At 70.6% G+C, this 23,152-nt stretch carries 18 protein-coding genes; 6 read left to right on the top strand and 12 right to left on the bottom strand.

What is annotated here, in order from left to right:
• Positions 1-5 precede the first annotated feature (5 nt).
• The 8 genes from LX12_RS04690 to LX12_RS04725 all read right to left on the bottom strand — a co-directional run bounded on the left by LX12_RS04690 (position 6) and on the right by LX12_RS04725 (position 12,178).
• Complete coding sequence (locus LX12_RS04690; protein WP_253653370.1) at positions 6-1,892, bottom strand: alpha/beta hydrolase-fold protein; 1,887 nt, start codon at positions 1,890-1,892, stop codon at positions 6-8.
• Between the two features lie 159 nt (positions 1,893-2,051).
• Positions 2,052-3,029, bottom strand: a complete 978-nt coding sequence (locus LX12_RS04695) for an alpha/beta hydrolase (protein ID WP_253653371.1) — start codon at positions 3,027-3,029, stop codon at positions 2,052-2,054.
• Positions 3,030-3,283: 254 nt separating this feature from the next.
• On the bottom strand, positions 3,284-5,251 hold the full coding sequence (locus LX12_RS04700) for an arabinofuranosyltransferase AftB family protein (RefSeq protein WP_372504928.1): 1,968 nt from the start codon (positions 5,249-5,251) through the stop codon (positions 3,284-3,286).
• Positions 5,226-6,146: a decaprenyl-phosphate phosphoribosyltransferase gene (locus LX12_RS04705; protein WP_253653372.1), complete on the bottom strand. Its 921-nt coding sequence runs from the start codon at positions 6,144-6,146 to the stop codon at positions 5,226-5,228. The genes LX12_RS04700 and LX12_RS04705 overlap by 26 nt, the downstream gene beginning before the upstream one ends.
• Positions 6,143-6,763 carry a phosphatase PAP2 family protein gene (locus LX12_RS04710; RefSeq protein WP_253653373.1) on the bottom strand — a complete coding sequence of 207 codons (621 nt, stop codon included), beginning with the start codon at positions 6,761-6,763 and terminating at the stop codon, positions 6,143-6,145. Before LX12_RS04710 ends, LX12_RS04705 begins: the two co-directional genes overlap by 4 nt.
• Positions 6,744-8,720: a glycosyltransferase gene (locus LX12_RS04715; protein WP_253653374.1), complete on the bottom strand. Its 1,977-nt coding sequence runs from the start codon at positions 8,718-8,720 to the stop codon at positions 6,744-6,746. The genes LX12_RS04710 and LX12_RS04715 overlap by 20 nt, the downstream gene beginning before the upstream one ends.
• Positions 8,717-9,916, bottom strand: a complete 1,200-nt coding sequence (gene glf / locus LX12_RS04720) for a UDP-galactopyranose mutase (RefSeq protein ID WP_253653375.1) — start codon at positions 9,914-9,916, stop codon at positions 8,717-8,719. The genes LX12_RS04715 and glf overlap by 4 nt, the downstream gene beginning before the upstream one ends.
• Positions 9,917-9,952: 36 nt before the next feature.
• On the bottom strand, positions 9,953-12,178 hold the full coding sequence (locus LX12_RS04725) for an N-acetylmuramoyl-L-alanine amidase (protein WP_253653376.1): 2,226 nt from the start codon (positions 12,176-12,178) through the stop codon (positions 9,953-9,955).
• A 195-nt stretch (positions 12,179-12,373) separates the two neighbouring features.
• Here LX12_RS04725 and LX12_RS04730 point away from each other — a divergent pair, with 195 nt between their 5' ends.
• Positions 12,374-14,110, top strand: coding sequence for a SpoIID/LytB domain-containing protein (locus LX12_RS04730; RefSeq protein ID WP_253653377.1), 1,737 nt, complete (start codon positions 12,374-12,376; stop codon positions 14,108-14,110).
• 124 nt (positions 14,111-14,234) lie between these two features.
• Complete coding sequence (locus LX12_RS04735; protein WP_308213967.1) at positions 14,235-15,116, top strand: HpcH/HpaI aldolase/citrate lyase family protein; 882 nt, start codon at positions 14,235-14,237, stop codon at positions 15,114-15,116.
• Positions 15,117-15,215: 99 nt separating this feature from the next.
• Here LX12_RS04735 and LX12_RS04740 read toward each other — a convergent pair whose 3' ends face one another.
• From LX12_RS04740 to LX12_RS04750, 3 genes are all read right to left on the bottom strand, one after another.
• The gene (locus LX12_RS04740) at positions 15,216-15,581 is read right to left on the bottom strand and encodes a hypothetical protein (RefSeq protein ID WP_253653378.1); all 366 of its coding nucleotides are present in this window, start codon (positions 15,579-15,581) and stop codon (positions 15,216-15,218) included.
• A gap of 82 nt (positions 15,582-15,663) precedes the next feature.
• Positions 15,664-16,494: an HAD family hydrolase gene (locus tag LX12_RS04745; RefSeq protein WP_253653379.1), complete on the bottom strand. Its 831-nt coding sequence runs from the start codon at positions 16,492-16,494 to the stop codon at positions 15,664-15,666.
• Complete coding sequence (locus LX12_RS04750) at positions 16,491-17,258, bottom strand: lysophospholipid acyltransferase family protein (RefSeq protein ID WP_253653380.1); 768 nt, start codon at positions 17,256-17,258, stop codon at positions 16,491-16,493. The genes LX12_RS04745 and LX12_RS04750 overlap by 4 nt, the downstream gene beginning before the upstream one ends.
• A gap of 93 nt (positions 17,259-17,351) precedes the next feature.
• On the opposite strand from LX12_RS04750, the gene LX12_RS04755 reads away from it, so the two are divergent.
• Positions 17,352-18,518, top strand: a complete 1,167-nt coding sequence (locus tag LX12_RS04755; RefSeq protein WP_253653381.1) for a GGDEF domain-containing protein — start codon at positions 17,352-17,354, stop codon at positions 18,516-18,518.
• Between the two features lie 15 nt (positions 18,519-18,533).
• On the opposite strand, the gene LX12_RS04760 is transcribed toward LX12_RS04755, so the two are convergent.
• On the bottom strand, positions 18,534-19,292 hold the full coding sequence (locus tag LX12_RS04760; RefSeq protein WP_253653382.1) for a lysophospholipid acyltransferase family protein: 759 nt from the start codon (positions 19,290-19,292) through the stop codon (positions 18,534-18,536).
• 103 nt (positions 19,293-19,395) lie between these two features.
• Between LX12_RS04760 and LX12_RS04765 the strand changes: the two genes are divergently transcribed.
• The 3 genes from LX12_RS04765 (at position 19,396) to LX12_RS04775 (ending at position 23,150) form a co-directional block, all read left to right on the top strand.
• Complete coding sequence (locus LX12_RS04765) at positions 19,396-20,976, top strand: Rieske 2Fe-2S domain-containing protein (protein ID WP_253653383.1); 1,581 nt, start codon at positions 19,396-19,398, stop codon at positions 20,974-20,976.
• On the top strand, positions 20,973-21,608 hold the full coding sequence (locus LX12_RS04770) for a TetR/AcrR family transcriptional regulator (protein WP_253653384.1): 636 nt from the start codon (positions 20,973-20,975) through the stop codon (positions 21,606-21,608). The genes LX12_RS04765 and LX12_RS04770 overlap by 4 nt, the downstream gene beginning before the upstream one ends.
• Before the next feature lie 138 nt (positions 21,609-21,746).
• Positions 21,747-23,150: a lipase family protein gene (locus LX12_RS04775; protein ID WP_253653385.1), complete on the top strand. Its 1,404-nt coding sequence runs from the start codon at positions 21,747-21,749 to the stop codon at positions 23,148-23,150.
• The last annotated feature ends 2 nt before the right edge of the window (positions 23,151-23,152 follow it).

The following is a 23,152-nucleotide window of genomic DNA, read 5'->3' on the forward strand; positions in this document are numbered from 1 at the left end:
TCGTCTCAGTGGACGACGGCTGTGCCGTTGATCTCCTCGATGTACCCGCGCTCGAAGTTCACCCGGTTGCCGCCGGTGATCGCGAACTGGTCGCTGATCGGGTAGCCCAGACGCCCACCCTCGTAGCCGGCCTGGCCCCACGCGTCGAAGATCTTCCCGGTCGGGATCGCGAAGGCCCCCAGGGTCGGCGTCCAGTAGATGTTGCCGCCCTCGAAGCGGGTGAAGCGTCCGCCCCGTGCGACGCCGAGCTCGTTCGACGTCGGGAAGCCGAGATAGCCGTCCTCGTAGCCGGTCTTGCCGTACTTCTCGAAGATCTTCCCCTGCACCGAGTGCGCGCCGGTCGTCGGATTCCAGTAGTAGGCACCGAGCTGGAACCCCTGGACGCGACCCTTGCTGTTCGGGGTGTCGACCTCGTCGCCCGTGGGGTAGCCCATCGGGCCGCGCTCGTAGCCGGCCTTGGCCCAGTCGGCCAGGATCGCGCCCGACACGGGGTGCGCGCCGGTGGCCTGGGTCCAGTAGACGTAGCCGTTCTGGAACTTGTTCAGCCGGCCCTTGCGGTCGGGGGTGCCGAGCTCGTCGCTGATCGGGAACCCGAGGAACCCGTCGGTGCCACCCGAGGCGACGTAGGCACCGCCGATGGCCCCGCCGACGACGTGCGCGCCGGTGGCCGACGACCACAGGATGCGGCCGCCGCGGAAGTCCTGTGCCCGCCCACCGGGCACGCCGTACTCCGGCGTGAGGCACTCGCCGAGTTCCTTGTGCTTGTCGGCGACGGGCTTGATCGCACCGCCCACCCCGCACTTCGGCGTGTCCGCCGCGACGCCGAGGGCGCGCGCGGCCTGCGGCCACGCCTGGTGCATCTCGAACTGCCAGTAGGGCCACGTGTGCGTTCCCGACGGCCGGTAGACGGCCTGCGCGGCGATGCCGAGCTGGTTGAGCTTGGTCGCGAACTGCGTCGACGTCACCCGCGACAGGACCTCGAGCCCGACGCCGGCGTAGTTCGTGGCGAGGTACGGCAGCGTCGACGGGGTGTCGTACTGGCCGATGAGCCCGTTGCCCGACGAGACGTACAGGCTGACGCCCTTGAGCGCGTCGGCGTGCAGGTAGGGGTCGTGCTCTTTCCACGCCGGGTCCGACGGCGGGCCGAACATCTTCGCCGAGTCGTACCCGCCCGCGTCCCGGACGGCGAACTGCACGGCCTGCGGCATGCCGAACGAGGAGAGCTGCAGGATGCCCGAGAACGACGCGGCGAACCGGAAGAAGCCCGGGTTGCGCTCGGTGAGCATCATCGCGGCCGTCCCGCCCATCGACAGGCCCTCGACGCCGCGCACGTCGTTCGCGCGCCACTGGCCCGCGAGGATCGGGGGGAGTTCCTTGGTCAGGAACGTCTCCCACTTGTAGGTCTTGCCCTTGTCGGGCTGCTTCCAGTCGGTGTAGAAGCTCGACTCACCGCCGACGGGCAGCACGACCGTGACGTTCTTGTCCTTGTAGAAGTCCTCGACGTCGGTGTTGATCGTCCAGCCGCTCTGGTCCTCCTGCGCGCGCAGACCGTCGAGCATGTACATCTGCGCGAAGCGCTCGGCGGGCGAGGCGTTCCAGTCGCGGGCCAGCAGCAGCTGCACCTGGATGTTGCGCCCCATCGCCGGCGAGTACACCCAGATGGCCACGCGACGATCGCTGTACCAGAACGTGTTGGTCACCCGGACGCCCGGCACGGCGGCCGGTGCGGGGTTGGGGGCGGGGGCCGGGTCGGCGGAACTCGCCGGTGCGGCCGAACTCGGCGGGGCATCGGTCCCCGTGTCGGGGGCGGCGAGTGCCGTGCCCGTCCCGGTCATCGCCAGCACCGCCGTCATCGCGGTCGCCGCGAGGACGCCGCGCCGCCACACACCCATCACCATCCACACCCTTCGACGAGAAGGTCCCGCAACGCACGAGACGCCCTTCGCGTAGAAGAACTACACGGAGGGCGTCTCGAAGTGTGGAAGCCACACTGTTACTGCTGTGAATTTGTGTGAATCGTGAGACTTCTGTGACTCACGTTCCGGGGTGCGTCAGTCGCGGAACCAGCCCTGGTTCAGCGCGCGGAACACCATGTCCGACCAGTAGCCCCAGGCGTGCAGGCCGGTGCTCGGGAAATCCGAGGTGATCTGGACCCCGTTGATCAGGGCCTGCACCTGAAAGGCGCGGCTCTGCGCGAGCGACAGGGCCTCGAGCGGCGCGCCCTGGACGAACCCGAGCGGGTCGGTGGGGTAGGCGCCGGGGATACCGCTGCCCGACGCGACACGGACCTTCTTGCCGCGCATCTTGCCGATCTGCACGAACGGGTCGTTCTCGAGCCACCGCGGGCTGAAGGGCGGGCCCCACATGGAGTCGGAGTTGAACGGGCCGACACCGGCCTCGATGCCCGCGTCGAGCAGGGCGATGCGGATGGCCTCACGCATCCCGGGTGCCGACAGGTTCAGGTACCCCGACATCGAGAAGATGTGGTCGATGCGCGGGTTGTTCGCGCCGATGATCATCGACGAGTTGCCGCCCATGGAGATGCCCATGATCGCGTACTTGCCGGTCTTGCCGACCGCGAGACCCATGCGGTCGAGGGTCGGGATCAGGCTCTGGTTGATCGCACAGCTCCACCGGTACCGGTAGGGCTGGTTGTTGAAGTTGCTGGGCGCGTCCCAGTCGCTGTAGAAGCTGGCGAGACCGCCGACCGGCTCCACGACGTTCACGCCGCTGTCGGCGAGGTTGGCGATCCGGGTGTTGTGCTCCCAGCCGCTGATGTCGTTGGTGGCGCGCAGGCCGTCGAGCGCGATGACCGTCTTGTAGTTGCCCGGGCGCGTCCACATGCGCACCTTCACCGCCGGCATCCCGCAGCCGTCGATGAAGATCTGTCGGACTCCCGGGGCGGCCGACGCCGTCCCGGACCCGACCGCGACGCCGAGTCCGGCGAGGGTCGCGGCGGCTACGAGCACCGCGGCGAGGCGGCGTCCCAGGCCGCGCAGGGCGGGCTTCTTCGGTGTGGTCACACCCATCGACTGTTGCTCACTCTCTTGTCCTGAGCGCTGTTCACGCAGCTCACGGAGGTGTCCGACCTCGGCCGGACACCTTCGCGGAGCCTATGTGATGGCTTTGCCAGCGGCAAACCGCTGTCGGCGATCCGTGGACGAACCGTCATGGCCGCGTGACCTGCGACGGTTCGTGTCATCCGAGAAGGTATCGCATCGGGACGCGCCGCCGTTACTCGATCGAGACCAAATGTCGTCTTCCACCGATTCCGGACGCGGCGTCAGCGGCCGATCTCCGGCGGTATCGGCAGCTTGCAGCGCTCCAACTCGTACATCGGCACCCGTTCGATCCGGTAGTCGGTGAACGCGAAGGACTGCAGGACGTTGCGACGGAACCGTGTCAGCGACATCGGCGCCTTGTACGACGCGATGAGGTCCTGCGTCGGGCGGCACGTCAGGGCCACGCGGGCCTGACGCACCCAGTCCTGGTCCAGATAGAAGGGCAGGTACGGGTGTGTCTCGATCGCGCCCGACTCGGCGATCACCCACTCGGTGTCGAGGTCCTTGTCGTGGCCGATGCGGGCGTACTCGAGCCGCTCGGTGTGCGAGGCGATCGGGTACGCCAGGCCCATCTGGTCGACGACACGGACGTCGAGCGAGGTGTTCATGCTCGTCATGCCGAGGTTGAGGAAGAAGACCGTCAGCTGCTTGGGCACACCGGGGGCCGGCGGAACGGGCAGCGGGTCGTAATACCAGGTGTCGTAGTCCGCGGCGGGCAACAGCACACCGCCGATCTGCGAGTGCTCCTCGACCGCCTCGACCATGGCGCGCATCCGCGGGTAGTCGAGGTAGTCCTCGGCCGTGATCGGGTGCTTGATCGACATGTTCTGGATGTAGAACCGCCGCTCGTCGACGATCCCGCTGCGACCGATGTCGGTGCCGTTGTGCATGCCCGGTGAGTGCGACGTGACGACCGCCCACACCGCGACGGTGACGAACAGCGCCGCCGACGCCACCGAACCGGCCACCCCGGCGACAGCGACCCGCCGCCCGGACCCCCGCAGCTGCGGGATCGCGACCGGGATGACGACGACCGGCAGCAGCAGGAGGAACAGCGGGACGAGCAGCACGCGCGCGTGCATGAAGTCACCGCCCTGCCGCAGCCAGTACACGGCCTCGAGCAGGCCGCCGACGACGAAGACGACGACGACCGCACCCGGCGAGCGCAGGCGGGCCGACAGCCGCGCCACCCGCCCACCGGCGACCGGCTCGTCGTCGACGCGGGGTCGGGTCTGCTGCGTGCGCGTCCACCACACGACGCCCGCCGCCACGACGGCGACGATCACCGGCAGCAGCAGCACGTACGGGCTGAAGAGGTTGCCGAGGTAGCGGAAGCCCTGCTCCCACTTCGAGCCGCTGGCGTCCTTGGCCACCGCGGTGTTCGGGACCAGCAGGCCGTAGTAGCCCATCCGGAAGATCTGGTACCCCACCGGCAGCACCGCGGCGACGACGACGAACGCAGCCCGCAGTCGCCAGGTCATCGGCGACGCGACCACCACCAGGAGCGCGAGGGCGCCGACCAGCGCGAGCTCGGGCCGCACGAGCGGGGAGATCCCCGCGGTGAACGCGATGAGCAGGATCCGCCCGCGGTCCGTGCCCGGGGCGCGGCGGGACCACAGGACCATCTGCGTCCACAGGGCCGCCGCCCAGAAGATGCAGAGGCTGACCTCGAGGCCGCTCGTCGCGAAGTCGCGGGCGGGTGGCAGCGCGATGTAGATCAGCGCACCGAACGGCAGCACGAGCGCCGTCCCCGCGCGCGCCTTGAGGTCGAGGAGGCGGTAGGTGCCCCAGATGGCGAGGGGCAGCGCGGCGACCGACAGCGTCAGCGCGATCCACAGCACGACGTACTCGGTCTGGGCGTCGGTGACCCAGCTCCAGAACCAGATCAGGTAGGTCCACACCGTCGAGGTGTTGGCCTCCACCCGCTCACCCTTGTTGAACACCGGGCCGTTGCCGGCCAGCAGGTTGCGGACGGTGCGCAGGACGATGAGGCCGTCGTCGGCGATCCACCGCCGGTCCCAGGCCCCGATCGCGAACAAGACGGCGACCACCAGCGTGCTGATCGACGCGGTGATCGCCGGGAGCCGACGGATCAGCCCGGCGCGATCCGAGGGGCGTCGGGAGTCGGACGAGGTGTCGTCGGGGTGGCGCGGAGCCCGGGGCTCAGCTGACGAGATAGACCGCGACACCGACGCATACTAACCAGGCCACGGCCAGACACTGCAGGACGCGGTCGCCGAGCGCGATCTCCTCGGGTTCGCCCGCCTGTCCACCGTCCACGTCCACCGCGTACCGCAGGATCGCGACGGTGAACGGCACCATCGAGACGGCGTAGAAGACGTTCTCGTCGTGGTCGCGGGAGAACGCCCACAGGCCGTAGCAGAGGACGACCGCGGTGGCCGAGAGCGTCCACACGAAACGCAGGTACGTCGTCGTGTAGTACTCGAGCGACTTCCGGATCTTCGCGCCGGTGCGCTCGGCGAGCTGCAGCTCGGCGTACCGCTTGCCCGCCGCCATGAACAGCGACCCGAACGCCATGACCAGCAGGAACCACTGCGACAGGCCCTTGGGCAGCTCGGCCGCGACGCCGCCGGCGATCGCGCGCAGCAGGAAACCCGACGAGACGATGCAGACGTCGATGACGGCCTGGTGCTTGAGGCCGAAGCAGTAGCCGAGCTGGATCCCGATGTAGACGGCGATGACGACGGCGAGGTTCCAGTTGGCCAGGAACGACAGCGCGAGCGCGCCGACACCGAGCACCGCGGCCAGCACGAAGGCCAGCGACTGCGGCACGACGCCCGCCGCGATCGGCCGGTAGCGCTTGGTGGGGTGCGCGCGGTCGGCCTCGACGTCGAGTGCGTCGTTGACGAGGTAGATGCACGACGCCGCCATGCTGAACACGACGAACGCGACGGCGGTGCGGGCGATGACGTCGGCGTCGCCGACCGCGCCGGCGGCGACGGGTGCCGCCAGCACCAGGATGTTCTTGACCCACTGTCGTGGACGGACGGCCTTGACCAGGCCCGCCGCGAGATTCTTCGGAGGTCCCTTGACCTCGACGGTCTCGACCGGCTCCTCGCTCATCGTTCTCCCCTGCTCGGCACGCGCCCGCGCACGGCACGGCCGGCGGCGTCGGACCACGCGATCGCGCGCGCGGTCAGTCTGTCATCCCGGGTCACCGCCGCCGCGCACACCGCTCCCAGCAGAGCTCCGGTGGCGACGTCGGACGGGTAGTGCACGCCGAGCACGAGCCGGGAGGTCAGCATCGGCGGGACGAGGACGGCCGGGAGCACCCCGGCCGGGAGGCCCGCGGCGCGACCGAGCAGCAGCGCCGCTGCCGTCGTCGACGTGGCGTGGCTGGACGGGAAGCTCAGACGGCTGGGGGTGCCCACTCCGATCCGGATACGGGGGTCGTGCGGGCGTCGACGACGCACCACGCGCTTCACCGCGATCGACGCCGCGTGGGCGCCGACCGCACCGATCCCGGCCTGTGCCCACCGGATGCGCGCGGCGTCGTCACCGCGGACGGTGGCTGCCACGTACCCGACGCCGGCGGCCGCGATCCACCCGAGCGCATGCTCACCGAGATGTGACAGGCCGCGCGCCGCGGGGAGCACACCGGGGCGATCGGCGAGGGCGCGCTGGATCGCGACGAGTGCGTCGACCTCGGGGGACGTCGCCTCAGTCGATGCCGAAGACACGGGCCCAGCTCTCCTTGCTCGTCAGGTCGGCGGCGGCGTCGCGGTAGCGACGGCGCATCTCGTCGAAGCGCTCGTTCACCTCGCGGTGCACCGCCAGGGACTCCTGCATCAGCGCCCGGGCGGTGTCGCGATCGCGCTTGCGGTACACCACACCTCGCCCGTCGGCGGTCGTGACGGTGACGCCGTCGACGCGGCCAAGGGAGAACCACCGCGCCTCGATGGGCGGGAAGTTCGCCTGTGGGACCTCGTGGTGGCGCGGGTCGGCGCGACGGAGGTTGTTCCGCAGGACCTTGCCCAGGGCGGCGACCTTCGTGACGGGGTTCGTCGGGACGTTCCGGCCGAGCTGCGTCGCCTCGCCCGAGGTCCGGGGCAGCTCTGTCGCCGAGGGCAGCACGACGGCGTCGGGGTACTCCTTGCGCATCGCCGCGATCTTGGGCAGTGCCGTCGGGAGCATGTCGCGGACGGCCTCGGGTCCGGCGAGGAAGTCGCGCATCGCCTCGATCTGGATCGCGACCGTCGAGTACTCCAGGCAGATCAGGTGTTTCAGCAACGCCTTGAGCGAGGACTGCATGATGCCGCGGTGCGGTCCGTCGTGGTGCAGCGCGGCGACCACGAGCCGGTTGCGCAGATGGAAGTAGGCCTGCCAGTCGATGGCGTCGTCCTTGTCACTCCAGGCCATGTGCCAGATCGCGACACCCGGGACGGTCGCCGTGGGGTAGCCGGCCTTGCGCGCGCGCAGTGCGAACTCCCAGTCGTCCCACTTGATGAACAGCGGCATCGGCAGACCGATCTCCTCGGCGCACTGCCGCGGGATCATGCACATCCACCAGCCGTTGCCGTCGACGTCGATCCGACGGTGCAGGTCCTTCGAGTTCTTCCTGTCCCGCAGTGGGTACTTCGCGAAGTCGTGGTCGTAGGTGACGAACGGCGCGGAGGTCCACATGAACTTCCCGCGGTCGATCGCCTCGCCCATCGAGTGGAGGTGGCTGCGCTCCTGCAGGTTCAGCATCTGACCGCCGACGAGCGTGGGCGCCTTCGCGAACCGCGACAACGCCAGGGCCCGCAGGATCGCGTCGGGCTCGATCGCGATGTCGTCGTCCATGAACAGGATGTACGGGCTGTCGGTGCGGTCGAGCGCCTCGTACATGATGCGGCCGTACCCGCCGGAGCCGCCGAGGTTGGGCTGGTCGAACATGTGCAGCCGGTCGCCGAGAGCGGTTGCGGCGGCGTCGAACCCGTCCTGGTCCCGCACCTTGCGGGTGCCCTGGTCGGGCATCATCACCGCGTCGATCACCTCGTCGACGAGCGGGTCGGAGGTGAGGGCCGTGAGTGCGGCGACGGCGTCGGCCGGACGGTTGAAGGTCGGGATCCCGACGGTGACCCGCTTGCTTCCCGGGCCGGACGCGGGTGTCGTCGAGGCGTACCACCCGGCCGCGGTGAGCTCGACGGCGGTGTCGGAGGTGACGTCGAACCAGATCCACCCGCCGTCCTCGAACGGACCGAGGTCGATCGTGAACTCGACGACCCCTGTTCCGTCGGAGCCCATCTCGACGAGATCACCGTCGACCGCGATACGTGAGCCGTCGATCTTCGACCGGTACACGTCGACGCGGCACGCCGCGTGGGCGTCGCCGGAGGCGGCGACCTCGACGCCGTCGCCGGAGGCGACCTCGACGCGCAGCACGACGTCGGTCAGCACGGACCAGCGGCGCCAGTACGACGCGGGGAACGCGTTGAAGTAGCTCTCGAAGCTGACCTCGGACTCGGCGCCGAGCGACACCGACGTCCGCGAGGTGGCGTGTGCGCGACGGGCGTTCGTCTCGGACTCGACGAGGTAGAGCGCGCGCACGTCGAGCGGTTCGCCCCGGCGCGGGAAGATGACGCGCTGCAGGAGCGACTGCGCCGTCGCCGACGCGCCGCGTTCGACGTCGTGGTCGACGGCCGTGTCCGCGCTCACGAGGCGTCCGCCTGCGCGAGCGGCGTCCCGTCCCGCAGGTGCGGGGCGATCGTGTTGGTCCACAGGGTCAGTGCGCTGGCGATCGCCATGTGCATGTCGAGGTACTGGTACGTGCCCAGCCGCCCGCCGAACAGCACCTTCTGCGAGGCGGTCTCGGCCTTCGCGAGGTCGCGGTAGCGGGCGAGCTTCGTGCGGTCCTCGGGGGTGTTGATCGGGTAGTACGGCTCGTCGCCCGACTCCGCGAAACGACTGAACTCCCGCATGATCACGGTCTTGTCCTTCGGGTACTCCCGCTCGGGGTGGAAGTGCCGGAACTCGTGGATCCGCGTGAACGGGACGTCGGCGTCGTTGTAGTTCATCACCGGGGTTCCCTGGAAGTCACCGGTGTCGAGCACCTCGGTCTCGAAATCGAGTGTGCGCCAACCGAGCTCACCTTCGGCGTAGTCGAAGTAGCGGTCGAGCGGACCGGTGTAGACGACCGGCGCGTCGGGGTTCGCGCCGCGCACCTCGTCACGGATGTCGAACCAGTCGGTCTCGAGCCGGACCTCGATGTTCTCGTGGGCCGCCATGTTCTCCAGCCACGCGGTGTAGCCGTCGACCGGCAGTCCCTCGTGGGTGTCGTTGAAGTAGCGGTTGTCGAAGGTGTAGCGCACCGGCAGTCGGGTGATGTTGCCCGCCGGCAGTTCCTTCGGGTCGGTCTGCCACTGCTTGGCCGTGTAGTCGCGGACGAACGCCTCGTACAGCGGGCGGCCGATCAGACTGATCGCCTTCTCCTCGAGGTTCTGCGCGTCCTCGGTCCTGATCTCCCCCGCCTGCTCGGCGATCAGTGCGCGCGCCTCCTCGGGCGTGAAGAAGCGGCCGAAGAACTGGGACACGAGCCCGAGGCCCATCGGGAACTGGTACGCCTGTCCGTCGTGGAGGGCGAACACCCGGTGCTGGTAGTTCGTGAAGTCGGTGAAGCGGTTCACGTACTCCCACACCGTCTCGTTCGACGTGTGGAACAGATGGGCGCCGTACTTGTGGACCTCGATGCCGGTCGTCGGCTCCGGCTCGGAGTAGGCGTTGCCGCCGAGGTGGTGCCGGCGTTCGACCACCAGGACGCGCCTGCCCAGTTCGGAGGCGGTCCGCTCGGCGACGGTGAGTCCGAAGAACCCGGATCCGACGACGATCAGGTCGTACTGCTGGTCATCTGCCACGGGGGTTCAGGGTAACGGACGCCTGGGCGCGTCCCGTCAGGCCGCGGGCGGCGACGCGGGCACGGCGGCAGGCGTGGTCGGCACGGGCAGCTGGGTCGTCGGCACCGTCACCGGGGCCGACGCCATACCCGGCAGGAGCTGCGACTTCATACTCCGGATGAACTCCTCGACGAATTTCTGGGCGACCTGGATCACGACCCCGGACGACTTGGTGAAGATCAGCGACCCGAACTGGAACGCCTGGGTGATGATCCCGTCCACCGGCGACGACTCGCCGGAGGTGGGCAGTCCGAGCGAGGACTTCTCGTACCCGGCGCCGCCCCAGGCGCTGCCGATGAGCCCCTGCACGACCTGGGCGCCGGTCTGCGGCGACCAGTAGATCTTGCCCTTGTCGAAGTCGACGTATTTGGCGGCGCCGTCGGGCGTGGTCTTCTCGGTGTCGAGGGCGTTGCCGAGCGCGCCGGCGGGTCCGCCCTCCGACATCCACTTCTTCGCGATGGCGCCGGTGTCGGTCGTCGAGAGGACCTGCTCGGCGCCGGGCGCGGTGGTCGTCTGCGAGGAGGGCGGGGTGCCGGTCGTGCCCACCGCGGCTCCCGCGTCGGGCGTGGCCGTCGGGGTCGACGACCCCGCGGCGGCCAGGTCGCCCGCGGCGACCGCGCGGATCGCCGGGAGCGCGGCGTAGCCGAGGGTGCCGGGGCACTCGGTGCTGTCGTAGTCGCGGTGTCCGGAGATCGCGGGCAGGTTCGAGGACTCCCCCGCCGCGTACCTCGCCGAGCTGAAGCCCTGGGAGACGAGCTGCGCGGTGCCGTTCGGGTCGACACCGGCCAGCTTCAGTCGCCATCCGAGATAGCTGCCGACCGAACGGATCAGGTCGGGCGTGGGGGCGACGTCGTTGTAGTTGCCCAGCATCGCGACGCCCACCGTCTCGCGGTTGAAGCCGCCGGTGTGGGTGCCCTGCACGTTGCGGTCGAGGCCGCCGAACGCGCCCTCGAAGATCTGTCCGTACTTGTCGACCAGCGCGTTGTAGCCGATGTCGCACCAGCCGAGCGTCTGTGCGTGGTAGGCGTAGATCCCGCGGACGATCTCGGCCGACTGGTCGGGGGTGTAGTCGTTGCTGCCCGCCGAGTGGTGGACCACCGCGCCCTTGACCGCGGGGTCGTAGGTCGGCTGGTCGCAGCGCTTCGACTCGTCGGCGCCCCATTGGGCCCGGGTGATGATCGGCGGCTGCTGGCCCGGCGGCACGCCGGCGGCACCACCGGCACCACCGCCGAGTCCCTTGAGCGTCCCCGTGCCCGGGTCGATGAGTGCGGCCTTGAGCGTCGACACCACGTTCTCCAGCGGACTCGCCGACGACGGGGTGGTCGCGGGTGCGGGACCCGAGGCCGTCGTCGTGGGACCGGCCGGAGCCGGGGTCCCGGACGGGGCGAGGGGGTCGCCGGCCACCGGGGCTCGCGGGACGGTGAACGCGCGGGGAGCGATCTCACCGGGGCCGATGGTCATCTGCGGGTTGGACCCGGGCACCGGGGTCGACGACCCGACCTGGGGCGGTACGACCGTGCCCTCCCGGGCAGGGGTGGCGACACCGGCGCGGGTAACCGCGACCTGCACGGCACGCGTGGCGCCGACCCAGATCGGCTCGGTGCCCATCGCGGTGGTGGTGCGCGCCGGGCCGCCGTCGATGGCGTCGGCCGAGAGCCACGGCCCCCACGACTTGTCGGCCTTCTGCGCCCGGACGTAGGCGGTGGTCTGGGCGAGCGCGTCGGCGGCAGCGCCGGCGGCGTCGCGCCCCACGAGGTCGTCCCACGTGAGCGCGATCATCGAGAACGGGTCGGGGCGGGTGATCTCCTTGACCACGGCGCCGGTCGGGATGTCGGCCGAGACGGGTGTGTGCGGATCGGTGGTCTGGGTCGGAGGCGGCGTCGTCGCGGTCGAGGTGGGCGGGAGGAGCGCGTCGAGCAGTTCCTTCGGCAGGCCGCCGGCACCGATCGCGGGCAGCGACGACAGGTCGATCGGCGGCAGGGTGACACCCGCGCGGGCCAGTCCCGACCGGACGAGGTCGACGACGATGCTGGGGACGGAGTCGAGGGCGACCTGTCGGACCGTGGTCTGCGTCGTCGCCGGCGTCCCGGACTCGACCGCGGCGTCTGGTGCGCTGCCCGCGAGCAGTACCACCGCGGGGCTGGAGACCACGACCGCGGCGACGGTGGCGAGCACGACGGAATGTCGACGGGTGCGGTGACGCACGGCCGATGTCAGGCGCACGGTGATGACTCCCTCGGTGCGGATGGAAATCGGACAGACCGGCCCATCCTGGGCGGGGACGGTCGGCGCGTCGGGGATCCGACGCGGCGCGTCGCGTAACTCGTGATGCTGTTGTGATCCTGTGGGGCTGTTGTGACTCGAAACCGGACACTAACGTCCCAGGGGTTCCGTTCCCGACCGTGAGGACCCCCGCCGATGGCACGACGCGCCACCGACAGCTCACGGCTGCGTGGACCCCGGATCTTCTCGCCGCGACGCGGGCCCGGCAGCCGCGCACGGTGGGGGTGGGTGGGACTCGGTCTCGCCCCCGCCCTCGTCGTCTCGGCGGTCGCGACCGGGACTCACCTCACCGACCGGACCGACGACGTCGCCCTGTCGGTCGGCAACACGGTCACGCTGATCGGCCACGGCTTCGGTCACGGCCGTGGCATGGGCCAGTACGGCGCGTTCGGCTACGCCAAACGCGGGTGGAGATACGACCAGATCCTCGCCCACTACTACGGCGGTACCTCCGCGGGGAAGGTGGACAACCCGCTGGTGTCGGTGACGCTCACGCAGCAGCCGACGGCGAGTGTCCGCGCGGACGCCGGGGCGAGGGTCGGTGGCCAGGTGGTGGCTCCCGGGCAGGCGGTTCGCCTGTCCGGGTCCACCGCCACGATCACGGCCGGGTGTGGCGGCGGCGTCGTGCGCACGGTGACGCTGCCGAAGGCCGTCGTCGATCCCGTCGCCGCGGGCACCAACCGGCCGGCGAACGAGCTGCTCCGCTTCTGCGGGAACAACACCGCCTACCGCGGGTCCATCGGCCTCGACGGCGGGCGCGTCGTGAACATCGTCGGCATCGACGACTACGTGAAGGGTGTGACCCCGAAGGAGAGCCCGGCCCGCTGGGCCGACCAGGGTGGCGCCGAGGCGCTCAAGGCCCAGGCCGTCGCCGCCCGCACCTACGCGCTGGCCGCCGTGGCCAAGGGCAAGAAGATCGACGACACGATGATGTCGCAGGTCTACGGCGGTGCGTCCGGGGAGGATCCGCGCACCAACGCCGCCGCCGACGCGACCGCCGGGCAGATCCGCGTCGTCAACGGTCAGCCCGCGTTCACCGAGTTCTCGTCGTCGACCGGCGGCTACACCGCCGGCGTCAACTTCCCCGCCGTCGTCGACGACGGCGACACCGAGTCGCCGAACCACAACTGGACCGCGACCGTGGGCTCGGGCAGCATCGCGTCCGCGTTCGGCGTGGGTACCCTGCGCGACATCGCCGTCACCGAGGCCAACGGACTCGGCGCCGAGAACGGTCGCGCCACCAAGGTGCGCATCGTGGGGAGCAGCCGCACGGTGGAGACCACCGGGGACGACGTGCGCAGCAAGCTGCAGCTGAAGTCGGCGTGGTTCACCGTGCAGGGCCAACCGAAGCCCCGGATCGTCGCCCCGCCCGCCGGGGTCGGTGGCGCCGGCACCGGCGGCGGGTCGCCGCTCGGCGGCGCCGTGACCGACGTGTCCGGCGGACTGTTGCCCTCGGTGCTCGACGCGATCACGAAGGCCATAGGGGGCGGGACGACCTCGCCCTCGACGACGACACCGCCGTCCACCACCCCGTCGACGTCGGCCCCGTCGACCGGTGCGACGTCGGGTGTCGTGGACACGATCACGCAGGGCATCGGCGGGATCGCGTCGAACGCGGCGACACAGTTCCTCACCGCCGCCATCGCGGCCAAGATCGCCGAGCTCGGTGGCCCGACGGGACTGCTCGGTCAGGTCCTGTCGCCGGTGATCCAGCTCGTCGGTGGCGCGATGCAGAAGTTCGCGAACGGGACCGTCTACTTCAGCCCGGAGACCGGCGCGCACGCGCTCGCCGGATCCGCGCTCACCGACTTCGTGTCGAAGGGCGCCGAGGGGGTCGTCGGCTTCCCCGCGAACGACGCGCTGGGCGGCTGACGGCGAGAGACGCGTTCGTCGTCTGACGCGCGAGAAAGCGCACAGTGAACAAAATGTGCGCAACCTTCCCCCGGGCGGGAACGGTCACGATGATCGAGGTCACGTCGACCAGAAGGTGTGATCTGTGACCGCCGCCCCCGCTCTGCCCCGGACCGCTGCCGACGCCAGGCCCATGGCCGGCGACCATCGCCCGCCCCCCGACGTCGCCCGCAGTTGGCTGCTCGTCCCGGGACGCCCCGACTCCCCCGACGCCCTAGACGCCGCCGCGGCCTCCCGGGCCGACGCGATCATCCTCGACCTCGAGGACGGACTGCCCGCACCACTGCGCCCCGAGGGACGCCGCACGGTGCGCTCCTGGCTCTCGACCCACCGCGCGTGGGTGCGGATCAGCACGGCGGGCACACCCGACTGGTCCGACGACCTCACCGCGATCGCCGACGCGCCCGGGCTCGCCGGGATCGTCCTGGCCAAGACCGAGTCCCCCGTGCAGATCGCGGCGACGCTCGGACGGCTCGGCGCCCGCGTCCCGGTGGTGGCGCTGGTGGAGTCGGCGCTCGGCGTCGAGAACGCGTCGGAGATCGCCCGGCGGCCCGGCTGTGCGCGGCTGGCGTTCGGGCTCGGCGACTTCCGTCGCGACACCGGCGTCTCCGCCGACCCGATGGCGCTGGCGTACGCGCGCGGTCGCCTCGTCGTCTCGTCCCGCGCGGCAGGCCTGCCCGCCCCGATCGACGGCCCGACCCTGAAGAACGCCGGTGAGCGCCTCGACGAGGAGACACAGGTGACCGCGAGCATGGGCATGACCGCGCGGCTGTGCCTCGACGCGGACCACGCGGCCCGCGTGAACGAGTTGCTCGGCCCCTCCCCCGACGACATCGCGAGCGCACAGGAGACCGTCGCGCAGCTCGGTGACGGCGGCGACCTCTACGACGGCAGCGCGTTGCCGATGCTCGGTCGCGCCGAGTCGGTGTTGGAGCGGGCCACCCGCCTGGGCCTGCTCGACGACTGATCGCCCACGGACCCCGAGACGACGAAGGACGCCCCGCCGGTCGGCGGGGCGTCCTCCTGTGGTCGGTGCGTCACCCCTCGGTGACGCCTGGGCGACGACTCAGCCGGCGACGGGCGCGGCGGAGTTCCCGGTGCCCACGTCGGTCAGGCAGAGCGCCGTGACGGTGGCCGTCCAGCCGACCGGACGGTCGAGCTTGACGACGGGGTTCGGCTGCTCTACGCACGCCTGGTTCCCGTTGAGCCGCTGCGAGTTGAAGAAGTACAGGGAGACCTCGGCGCCGATCACCGCGCTCTGCGGGGTCGGGTAGTACCGCGACGTGAAGGTCTTGCTGTAGAACTGCTCGCCCTGCGGGGCGGCGGATGCGGTACCCGCGCCGACGCTGACGAGACCTGCGACTGCTGCGGTCGCGGCGACCCCCCCGGCAACGGCACGAACGATGCTTCGACGGTTCTGTGCGATGTCCATCACACAAGTGTGTCCTACACCCGGGCGACTGTCCACGGCAGGGTCGGTGTCGGTTTCGTCCCATTCGGGACGCCGACCCGGATCAGACGAACCAGCGCGCCAGGACCCGTCCGACGCCCTCGTCGTCGTTGCTCGTGGTGACCTCGTCGGCCGCGGCGCGTGCGGCCGGATGGGCGTTGGCCATCGCGACACCGTGCGCGGCCCACGTGAGCATCTCGACGTCGTTCGGCATGTCCCCGAACGCGACGACCGCGTCGGTCGGCAGCGACGCGATGTCGGCGAGCATCCGCAGACCGCTGGACTTGTCGATGCCGGGCTGCGCGATCTCGATGAGCCCGTTGTCGGTGGAGAAGGTGATCGCGGCCCGTCCGTCGACCGCCGCCCGCATCCGGGCGGCCATCTCCCCACTGGTCATCGACGACGCACGGATGAGCAGCTTCACGGCCGGCGCCGCGATCACCTCGTCGTCCCCGACCTCGATGTGGTCGGGGTTGAGCCAGGCGTGCTCGTAACCCGGGTCGGCCACGAAGGTGGGACTCGCCGCGTCCTCACCCGGGTCGCCGACACGCTCGGCGGCAAGACCGCAGCCCGGGAGCTCCCGCCGCGCCGCCTCGGCGAGCTCGGCGAGCGCATCGGTGCTCAGCGTGGACGCGTGCAGGATCGAGTCGTGGACGATGTCGTAGACGATCGCGCCGTTCGCGCACACCGCGTACGTGGCGTGCGGCAGCTGCCGCGCGATCTCGTCGATCCAGCGCGGCGGGCGGCCGGTGGCGAGCACGAACGGCACCCCGCGGTCGGCGGCGGTGGCGAGCGTCCGACGGGTGAGTGACCGCACGGTGTCGTCGGAGTCCACGAGGGTTCCGTCGACGTCGCTCACGATCAGCGACGGCGGGCCGAACCGGTGACGTCTCACGCCCTCTCCGCACGCTTCGCGGCGCGGGCGGCGGCCTTCTCGCGCTCCTCGACGACCTCGATCTCGTGCGCCTCGGCGAGCGTGGGCGCCGACCCGCCCATCGACGCCGGCACCCAGTCCGCACCGCGCGGGTGTTCCGGGTAGTCGGCACGGACCGCGTCGAGCAGAGACGACATCACGGACTTCAGTCGCTCCGTCTCGGTCGCGGGGTCGGCGGAGGCGTCGACGTGCAGCGGTGTCCCGAATCGCACCGCCACCGGGATGCGTCGACGGCCCATCCGTCGCTGCGTGCCCTTCGACCACTGGCGCTGCGATCCCCAGACGATGCACGGGATGATCGGCACCTCGGCCTCGGCGGCCATCCGGACCGCACCGGTCTTGAACTCCTTGAGCTCGAAGCTGCGGCTGATGGTCGCCTCCGGGTAGACGCCGAGCAGGAACCCCTCCCGCAGTCGCTCGACGGCGACCGCGTAGGCCTCGCCGCCGGCCGACCGGTCGACGGGGACCGTGTGCGTGTGCTCGATGAGGAAGCGCACGACGCGAACGTCCATCATCTCGGACTTGATCATGTACCGGACGCGCCGACCGGCCCGGTACACACCGAGCGCGGCGGGGAGGAAGTCGACGTACCCGGTGTGGTTGACCGCGATCACCGCGCCGCCCTCGGACGGGACGTTGTGCTCGTCCACAATCGACAGACGCATGCCCTGGACGGCGGCGAGGGTGTGCGCCGCGATCTCCAGCGACCGGTAGACCGGTTCCATGGAACAAGGGTAACGAGGCCCCCTGGCGCGGCGATGATGGTCGGCGATGGACGGGGAGAGGGCACGGCGCGGCGCCGTCGTGGAGGTGATCGGATGACCGGCTTGCGGTCGCAGGCGACGGGCCCGCGGATCGCCGACGGCTGGCCGAGAGCGTTCTGGCTGTGGCTGACCAACCCGTACGACTATCTGTGGATCGTCCACCATCACTCGATGCGGCCGCTGAACCGTCAGCTCCGGTTCGCACTCGCCGCCGCGACGACGATGATGGCGCTCGGGTCCGTCCTGGCGTTGCTCAGCTCCCGGGGACCACGCGGGGTGTGGGGGACCGCCATCACCCTGGTCATCCTCGTGCTGCAGGCGATCGTCGTCGTCGCGATCATGCGCCTGCCGATGCCGCGGACGGCGCGGCGCGCCCGCGCCTACTTCGTCGGACTGTTGATCTTCGGGGACCTCGGCGTGGCCGCGGTCATGCTGACGCTGCCGCCGCTCGACGGTGCCTTCGGCTGCGTGCTGCTCGCACTCACGAGCACGATCTGCGTGTACTTCGTCAGCGCGCGGTGGGTCGTCGCGCACCTGACGTTCGCGTTCTGGTTCATCGTCCTGAGCGCATGGCGGGTGGCCCGGACCGACGTCGTCGACCTGTTCGGCGTGGGGTCGGGGGCGGTGGCGATGCTGACCGCCGTGTGCGGGGCCCCGATCGCCTCGCACGTCGCGTGGACGCTGCTGTCGGCCGATGCGCGACAGTCCGTGCGGGACCCGCTCACCGGGCTGCGCAACCGGCGCGGTGTCGAGGCCGGGCTGGAGGTCACCTGGAGCCGGGCGCGGTCGTCGGCGGCGATGGTGGCCGTCGTCGTGGTCGACGTCGACGACTTCAAGTCCGTCAACGACACCCACGGCCACGACGAGGGCGACGAGGTGCTGCAGCGGCTCGCCGGCGCGATGCTCGCCGCCTCCGGTCAGGGGGCCGTCGTCGGGCGCACCGGTGGCGAGGAGTTCATGGCGATCCTCGTGGGCACCCGTGAGGAACTGGTCGAGCGCATCGATGCGATGGCGCCCGCCCTGCGTGTCCCGGCGGGACCGGTAGGGACCGGCGCACCGGTGCTGTCGGTCAGCGTGAGCGTCGGGGCGGCCGTGATCGTACAACCGTCCTCACCGCGACGCTCGGGCGACGACTTCCGCGAGGCGCAGCGTCGCGCCGACGGGTTGATGTACGAGGCGAAACGCGCCGGCGGCGACCGCGCCGCGATCGCCGACCTCTGACGCGGGGATCCGGGGTCAGTCCGACGACCGCTGCGCGCGTCGCGCGGCCCGCTCGGCCGCCTCCTGCTCGTCCATCGCGTCGGCCTCCTCGAGCGTCGGCGCCGAGCCGCCCAGGCGAGCCGGGACCCAGAACTCCCCGGCGGGGTGCGGACCGTAGTTCTCCTGGGTCCGGTGGAGCGTCTCGACCATCACGTCGTGCAGACGCTCGGTGAGGCTCTCGGGGGTGCCCTCCGGCGCGATCGGTTCGGCGACGGTGATGTGGATCGGCACGTTCGAGCGGCCCATGTTCTTCGGGTGGCCCTTCGTCCAGACCCGCTGGGCGCCCCAGATGACGTGCGGGACGATCGGGACGCCGGACTCGAGCGCCATCCGCGCGGCACCGGACTTGAACGCCTTGATCTCGAAGCTGCGGCTGATGGTCGCCTCGGGATAGACGCCCACGAGCTCGCCGCGGCGCAGGTATTCGACCGCGGCCTGATAGCTGTCGGCGCCGGCCTCGCGGTCGACGGGGATGTGCCGGAGCGCCCGCATGATCGGTCCCGACACCTTCGAGTCGAAGACCTCCTTCTTCGCCATGAAGCGGACCTTGCGGCGCCCGTGCAGGAAGGAGGGGAGACCGGCGTAGGTGAAGTCCATGTAGCCGGTGTGGTTGATCGCGACGACGGCCCCGCCCTCGGTCGGGATGTTCTCCTGTCCGACGACGGTGAACTTCAGGCCCTGCAGCGCCCACAGCGAGCGCGCGACGGTGATGACGGTGTCGTAGGCGGGTTCCACGACGACCACCCTAGTGGGCCGTCTCACCTGCACGTCTCGGGTCGCGGGCGGGGCCGCGACTATCCTCGTGCCGAGCACTCCCCACGCGAGAGGACGGGTACACGTGCAGGTCACCAGCGTCGGGCACGCGGGGTTCCACATCCGGACGGCAGCCGGGACGATCCTGTGCGACCCGTGGGTCAACCCCGCCTACTTCGCGTCGTGGTTCCCGTTCCCGGACAACTCCGAGCTGGACTGGGCGACCCTCGGCGACTGCGATTTCCTCTACGTCTCGCACCTGCACCGCGACCACTTCGACGCGCGGAACCTCGCGGAGAACGTGAACAAGGACGCGCAGGTCTTGCTGCCCGACTACCCGGTGCCGGACCTGCGGCGGGAACTCGAGGCGCTGGGCTTCCACCGCTTCGTCGAGACCGAGGACTCGGTGAAGACCACCGTCTCGACCGATCGCGGCAGCCTCGACGTCATGATCGTCGCGCTGCGTGCCCCGGCCGACGGTCCGATCGGCGACTCGGGCCTCATCGTCTCCGACGGCGAGACCACCTGTTTCAACATGAACGACGCGCGCCCGGTGGACCTGTCGGTCGTGCACGACGCGTTCGGTCACGTCGACATCCACCTGCTGCAGTACTCCGGCGCCATCTGGTACCCGATGGTCTACGACATCCCCAAGCGCACCAAGGCGAACTTCGCGGCGCAGAAGCGCCAGCGCGGGATGGACCGGGCGCGGTCCTACATCGAGCAGGTCGGGGCGACGTGGGTCGTGCCGTCCGCCGGCCCGCCGATGTTCCTCGACGACGAGCTGCGGTACCTCAACGACACCGGCGACGTCGACGACAAGGGTCGTCCGACGAGCATCTTCCCCGACCAGGCGACGTTCCTGGAGCAGATGCGTGAGCACGGCACCGACGACGGCAGCAAGCACCGTGGCCTGATGATGGTGTCCGGGTCGACCGCGGATCTCCGGGGCTCCGAGCTCGTCTCGATCGAGCACCCCTACGCGCCGGACGAGGTGTTCGGTGAGAACAAGGCCGGCTACCTCGAGCGGATGGCGGAGAAGTTCGCGCCGGTCATCGCCGCCGAGAAGGCGACGTGGGCGTCGGACGACACCGGACCGTTGCTCCCCGCGCTGCGCGAGCTGTTCGAGCCGATCATGGGCGCCAGCGACCTCATCTCCGACGGCATCGGGTACCCGGTGGGTCTCGTCATCGGCGAGGAGACCGTCGTCCTGGACTTCCCGAACCGAATCGTCCGCGAGCCCAAGGAGGGAGAGGGCAAGTACCGCTACGGGTTCCGGATCGCACCGGAACTCGTGCGCACGGTCCTCCGCGACGACGAGCCCGACTGGGTGAACACCATCTTCCTGTCCACTCGGTTCACCACCTGGCGTGTCGGCGGGTACAACGAGTTCCTCTACACGTTCTTCAAATGCCTGACGGCAGAACGCATCGCGTACGCCGACGGGTGGTTCGCCGAGGCGCACGACGACACCGCGTCGGTCGAGAAGGACGGTTGGGAGATCCAGCGCCGCTGCCCGCACCTCAAGGCCGACCTGTCGGCGTTCGGTGTCATCGAGGGCGAGAAGCTCACCTGCAACCTGCACGGCTGGTCCTGGGACCTGCCGACCGGTCGCTGCCTCACCTCGAAGGGCCACGAGCTGCGCGCTCGGCGCCTCGACTCGTGACCGCCGACACCGGCTCGACCCGCACCTACGGCGGTCGGCCGGTGGCCGATCGTCGCGCGGATCGTCGTCGCCGGTTCGTCGACGCCGCCATCGAGGTGTTCGGCACGTCGGGATACGCGGGCAGTTCGGTGACGGCACTGTGCCGCGAGGCCGGACTGTCGCGTCGCCAGTTCTACGAGGAGTTCCCGGACCGGGAATCGTTGCTCCTCGCCGCCTACGACGAGGCGCAGGCGCAGGCGCGCACCGCGGTCGGTGCCGCGCTGGCGGGCGCCGGAACCGACGACGTCCCGACCCTCGCCCGGGTCGCGATGACCGCGTTCATGCAGTCGCTTGGGACGGATCGTCGTCGGGCGGCGATCGTCTTCGTGGAGATCGTCGGAGTGAGTCCGCGCGTCGAGGAACACCGGCTGGCCGGTCGTGAGACATGGACGGATTTCTTCGGATCGGCACTGCGCGACTACGCCGGCCGTCCCGCCGGTGACGCCGTCGAGGACTCCTACCGTGCGATCGGTTTCGTCGGTGCGCTCACCGCCGTCGTCCACCGCTGGAGCACCGATGGGCCGGCGCGGCCGGACGTGGACGAGATCGTCGACCTCCTCGCGCAGATCCTCCTCGCGTTCATCCGCATCTGAGCCGTCGGCGTCTCACCTCTTGTGGCCTGGCTCACCCTGCGGTAGCTTTCGCGTCTTAGTGAGACGTCGGGGTCTCACTTTGACGAGAGGGTCGACGTGCGGACGAAGCGACACGATCAGGGACGACGCAGGTGGCGCATGACGGTGATCGCCGCCCTCTCTGCGACGTCGATCGCGATCGGCGCGGCACCCGCCGCCGTCGGCGCACCCGTCCCGCCCGCCGCCGATCCCCAGGTCGCCCCTGCGCCGCCGTTCGGCACCCTGCCCCTGCCCCCTGAGCTCGACCGGTCGTTCTATGCGCCGCCGCCCGCCGCGGTCGCCGCCGCGCGCCCCGGTCAGATCCTGAACGCACGCCGGATCAGCCTCGCCGCGCTGTCCGTCGTACCGGTCGCGGTCGACGCCTGGCAGGTGTCGTATCGCTCGACGAACACGCGGGGCCAGGCCATCCCGGCGGTGGCCACCCTTCTCACGCCCCGGGGGTCCGACCCCGGCAGGACCCGGCGTCTGGTCGCCTGGCAGTCGGCGGAGGACTCCACGGCGCAGTACTGCGCGCCGTCCTACGTGCTGCAACAGGGGTCTGTCCCCGGGAACCTCAGCGGTTCGGTCGACTCCTCGCTGGAGGTGCTGCAGATAGCGTCGCTGCTCGCGACAGGGTCGTCGGTCGTGGTCGCCGACCACGAGGGTCCGCAGTCGGCGTTCGCGGCCGGACCCCTCGCCGGGCGCATCGTGCTCGACGGGATCCGTGCCGCCCGGGCGTTCGCCCCGCTCCGGCTCGCGCCGGACGCCCGCATCGGGATGATGGGGTACTCCGGCGGCGCCATCGCGACCGGGTGGGCCGCGGAACTGCAGCGGAGCTACGCGCCGGAGCTGGCTATCACCGCGGCGGCTGAGGGCGGCGTGCCCGCCGACATCCGCGCGCTCGTCGACCTGGCGAACCGCAACCTGGGGTCGGGTCTGATCATGGCCGGCATCATCGGGGTCAGCCGTGAGTACCCGGAGCTCGCGCGGTTCGTCGCCACCCGCGTGAACCCGCTCGGACGCGCCCTGATCGCCGCGAAGAACCCGCTCTGTCTCACCTATCAGGCCGCGCTGGCCCCGTTCGTCGATCTCAAGGGCCTCTTCACCGGTCCCGGCGACCCGCTCGACCAGCCCGTGCCGAGACGGGTTCTGGCGCAACTGAAGATGGGCTCGACCGTGCCGACGATCCCGCTGTTCGTCTACCAGTCGCACCCCGACTGGATAGCGCCGGTCGGCCCGGTCGACACTCTCGTCCGGACCTATTGCGCGGCGCCGGGCGCCCGTGTCGAGTATCTGCGCGACCACTTCTCCGAACACATCTCACTCGCCGTCGCCGGCTTCCTGCCCGCAATGCTCTGGTTGAACGACCGACTCGACGGGAGGCCCGCTCGCGCTGGGTGTTCGACGACGGACGTCGGCACCATCGCCGGCGATCCCGCCGTGCGACAGGCGTTCGTCGCGCAGGTCGGGGACGTGATCGGCGGGCTCTTCCAGCGCCGGTTGGGGGACCCGCCACGGCGGTGACA

Source organism: Williamsia serinedens, from assembly GCF_024171725.1.
GTDB classification, from domain to species: Bacteria; Actinomycetota; Actinomycetes; order Mycobacteriales; family Mycobacteriaceae; genus Williamsia_A; species Williamsia_A serinedens.

Coding starts and splice junctions, on each gene's coding strand:
- LX12_RS04775 (WP_253653385.1), top strand. CDS start 21,747: ATGACGGTGATCGCCGCCCTCTCTGCGACGTCGATCGCGATCGGCGCG.
- LX12_RS04705 (WP_253653372.1), bottom strand. CDS start 6,146: ATGAGCGAGGAGCCGGTCGAGACCGTCGAGGTCAAGGGACCTCCGAAG.
- LX12_RS04730 (WP_253653377.1), top strand. CDS start 12,374: ATGGCACGACGCGCCACCGACAGCTCACGGCTGCGTGGACCCCGGATC.
- LX12_RS04755 (WP_253653381.1), top strand. CDS start 17,352: ATGACCGGCTTGCGGTCGCAGGCGACGGGCCCGCGGATCGCCGACGGC.
- LX12_RS04690 (WP_253653370.1), bottom strand. CDS start 1,892: ATGGGTGTGTGGCGGCGCGGCGTCCTCGCGGCGACCGCGATGACGGCG.
- LX12_RS04695 (WP_253653371.1), bottom strand. CDS start 3,029: ATGGGTGTGACCACACCGAAGAAGCCCGCCCTGCGCGGCCTGGGACGC.
- LX12_RS04740 (WP_253653378.1), bottom strand. CDS start 15,581: ATGGACATCGCACAGAACCGTCGAAGCATCGTTCGTGCCGTTGCCGGG.
- LX12_RS04750 (WP_253653380.1), bottom strand. CDS start 17,258: ATGGAACCGGTCTACCGGTCGCTGGAGATCGCGGCGCACACCCTCGCC.